Genomic DNA, 3,307 nt, shown 5'->3' on the forward strand with positions numbered 1-3,307 from the left:
GATAGCGGGACCACGGCCGCCCCCTCACCACCAGCGGCGTCAGTCGCCGCTCCCGCTCCCGAGTCCGCGGTCGGGCTTGCTCATGTCGCCGGTCCTGGGCGTGCCGTCGGCGAGCCCGTAGCGCAGGTACACGGTGCCCTGCGGGCCGGCGACCGGCGGTTCGAGGAGTGTGAGGTTCGTGGGCACCGCGCCGCCGTCGAAGACCTTCTTGCCGACGCCGAGCACGATGGGGTGCACCCAGAGGTCGAGGCGGTCGAAGAGCTTCTCCCGCAGGAGGGTCTGCACCAGGTCCAGGCTTCCGACGACCTTGATGTTCTCGTGCCGCTCGCGGATCTCGCGCACCGCGGCGGCCAGGTCGGGGCCGAGCTGCGTGGAGCCGTCCCAGGGGAGGTCGGGCTTGCCGCGGGAGGCCACGTACTTGGGGACGCGGTTGAAGAGCTCGGCGATCTCGCCTTCCTTCTGGTGCGGCCAGTAGGCGGCGAAGATGTCGTACGTGCGCCGCCCGAGCAGCAGGGCGTCGGTGCCCTCGTACGCGGCGCCGATCTGCGCGCCGGTGACCTCGTTCAGCAGGGGGGCCTGCCAGCCGCCGAACGGGAACCCCGCCGGGTCCTCGTCGGGGCCGCCGGGTGCCTGTGCGACGAGGTCGAGGGTCGTGAACAGCTCGATGTGGATGAGGCCCATTGCCTTGCTCCCGATGAGTCGGTTGTTCCGGATTCTCCGGTCGGTCGGGATGTAGACCTGCGGGCGCCGGAAAACTCATCGCTGCGGCGGCACCCGATTTTTTCCGTCCCGCCCCGGGACGCCGCACCGGCACTCCCACTCACGATAGGTCACAAGCCGCGCCCCGACCGGACGACCGCCGCACCCCCCGGGGTCACAGCGAGTAGCCGCTGGGCCGCATGGTGGTCGCCAGCCCCAGGGCCGCGCGGACGGCCTCGTCCGGGTCCATGCTCGCGTGATCGGCCTCGCGGGCGGCGGCCATCCGGCGGTGGATCCCGGTGCGGGTGTCCTCGGCGGCCGCGGCCTGCCAGGCGGCCACGGCCTTGCGGTGCTGGTCGAGTACGACGGCGAACTGCTGCTCGGCCCCGGCCGGCGCGCCGATCTTCTGCAGCTCGTCCACCGCGTGCTGCTCGGCCGCCGCCATCTCCTTCGCCCAGGCGGTCAGGTGGTCGTCGGTCGATTCCCTGGCGTCCAGGCCGTCCGCGGAGATGCTGTCGTACAGGCGGACGGCGTCCAGGTAGCGGCGTTGCCCGGCGGTCAGGCGGGAGGGGTCGGCGCGCAGCGGGCCGGTGAGCAGGATGTTCGGGCCCAGGTAGAGGCAGGTCGCGACGGGGTGCTCGGAGAGGTCCTGGTGCCTCGGGGGGAGGGTGACGAACTTGGCGTTGGGCGGGAGGGCCCAGAAATCGGGGTTGTAGTCCGCGAAGGGCTCCCGGCACGCCGCCATCGAGGCGGAGGCCGCGTCGTCGTAGCGCAGCCGGCCGGTGTCGAGCGCGGCCTGGGCGACCACCTCGCCGCGGTGCGTCCCGGTGCACGAGACGGGCACCACGTCACGGATGAGCCCGTCCGAGGCATCGCGATGGGCCTGGAGGTACGCCGCGGACGGGTACTGGAAGCAACGGCCCGGCGCGAGCGAGGTGAGCGCCACCGGACGCCCGCGCTCATCCGCCCGCGAGACGAGTACGGCGCCCAGCACGGCGGCCAGCACCACGCCGCCCACGACCCCGATCCCGATACCGATCCACCTCCGCCTGCGCGGGCCGCTCACCCCAGCCCGCTTCGGCCGGGCCGCATCCGCCACGACGTCCGAGAGCGGGGACGGCTCATCCGGAACTGACACGCGAACTCCCCTCCACCGAGGTCACCCGACGAACCCGGGCGACAGGACCGCGTGACCCTACCTCAGCAGGCAGCCGCCGCCATGATCCACCCCGGGAGAAAGCTCCAGCTCAGCGCAGGGACAGCATCCCGGCACGAGCTCCTCCCCGGGGCCGGGCGAGGGCGCCGGGCACCGCACCGCAGCGCCTCCGAAGGCCTGGATAGGGTGTGCAAGACCATCTGTGCCCCCGCACACCGTTCCAGGCCCCTCGTCACGTCGAGGCGCCTGCCGTCCCCCTCGGCCCGGAGCCTTCCAGAACATGTCTAGTACCTCGCGCAGGCGGCCCGCCGTCCTGGCCAGTCCCCCTCTGTCGGAAGCCCTCGGGCGGAAGAACGGGTTCGGGCTGCTCCGCCTGGTCCTCGCCTCCTCGGTGATCTTCGCGCACGCGATGCCGCTCGGCCTGGGCAAGCCCGGCCTCGGCCAGCTCGCGTCGCGGGGCCAGACCGACGTCGGCGAGATCGCGGTCGCCGGCTTCTTCGTGCTGTCCGGCCTGCTGATCACGCGCAGCGGCATGCGCCTGTCGACGGGCCGCTACCTCTGGAACCGGGGGATCCGCCTGCTGCCCGGGCTCTGGGTCTGCATGCTGCTCACCGCGTTCGTCATAGCCCCGGTGGTGGCCTACCACCAGGGCCGGCTGCACGGGTTCTGGTCCCACCCGCAGGGCCCGTTCCAGTACATCGAGGCGAACTGGGCGATCGGCGTCAACCAGTGGGGCATCTCCGGCCTGCTGGACCACAACCCGCACCCCGGCGCCTTCAACGGCTCGATCTGGTCGCTCGCCCTGGAAGTCCTCTGCTACCTGGTGGTCGCCCTGTTCGCCGCGGCCGGCATCCTGCGGCGCGCGCGCTGGGCCGTGCTGCTCCTGGTCGTCGGGCTGTACGCGTTCATGTTCTCCCTGGCCGTGGACTACCACCACCTCCAGGCGCCGATGTACGCGAAGACCGGCCTGACCGCCTGGACGCTGCCCTTCCTCGGCTGGATCCCGATGGAGCAGCTCCTCCCGGTGGGCTTCATGTTCGCCCTGGGCGCCCTCGCCGAGCTGTACCGCACCAAGCTGCCGATCAACGACCTCGCCGGCGTCGCGGCCCTCGCGCTGTTCCTCGCCAGCTGCCGGTACGGCGCGTTCACCGTCGTCGGACTGCCCGCCTTCGCCTACGGCCTCATCTGGCTGGCCGCCCGCATGCCCGGCCCGCTGACGAAGGTCGGCACCAAGGTCGACCTGTCGTACGGCATCTACATCTACGCCTTCCCGATCCAGCAGTGCCTGACCCTGTGGCAGGTGAACCGCCACGGCTACACCGTCTACTGCACGGTGTCGCTGATCCTCGCCGCCGCCGCGGCGTTCCTCTCCTGGCACCTGGTGGAGAAGCCGTCCCTGAAGCTCAAGGACCTCGGGCTGCGCCGCCCGCCGCGCCCCGCCCCGGCGGGGAC

Annotated in this window: 3 protein-coding genes; 1 reads left to right on the forward strand and 2 read right to left on the reverse strand. The window is 72.1% G+C overall.

The window, feature by feature from the left end:
• Window positions 1-39: 39 nt before the first annotated feature.
• Window positions 40-681, reverse strand: a complete 642-nt coding sequence (locus AB0O00_RS33365) for a dihydrofolate reductase family protein (RefSeq protein ID WP_363658221.1) — start codon at window positions 679-681, stop codon at window positions 40-42.
• Window positions 682-874: 193 nt separating this feature from the next.
• Window positions 875-1,837, reverse strand: a complete 963-nt coding sequence (locus AB0O00_RS33370; protein ID WP_363658223.1) for a hypothetical protein — start codon at window positions 1,835-1,837, stop codon at window positions 875-877.
• Between the two features lie 298 nt (window positions 1,838-2,135).
• On the opposite strand from AB0O00_RS33370, the gene AB0O00_RS33375 reads away from it, so the two are divergent.
• Window positions 2,136-3,307: acyltransferase (locus AB0O00_RS33375; protein WP_363658225.1), on the forward strand; the 1,172-nt coding region annotated here is incomplete at its 3' end.

This window comes from Kitasatospora sp. NPDC093558, from assembly GCF_040683475.1.
Classification (GTDB): Bacteria; Actinomycetota; Actinomycetes; order Streptomycetales; family Streptomycetaceae; genus Kitasatospora.

Bases quoted from the DNA above. Each gene is read 5' to 3' on its own strand.
- AB0O00_RS33365 (WP_363658221.1), bottom strand. From the start codon at position 681: ATGGGCCTCATCCACATCGAGCTGTTCACGACCCTCGACCTCGTCGCA.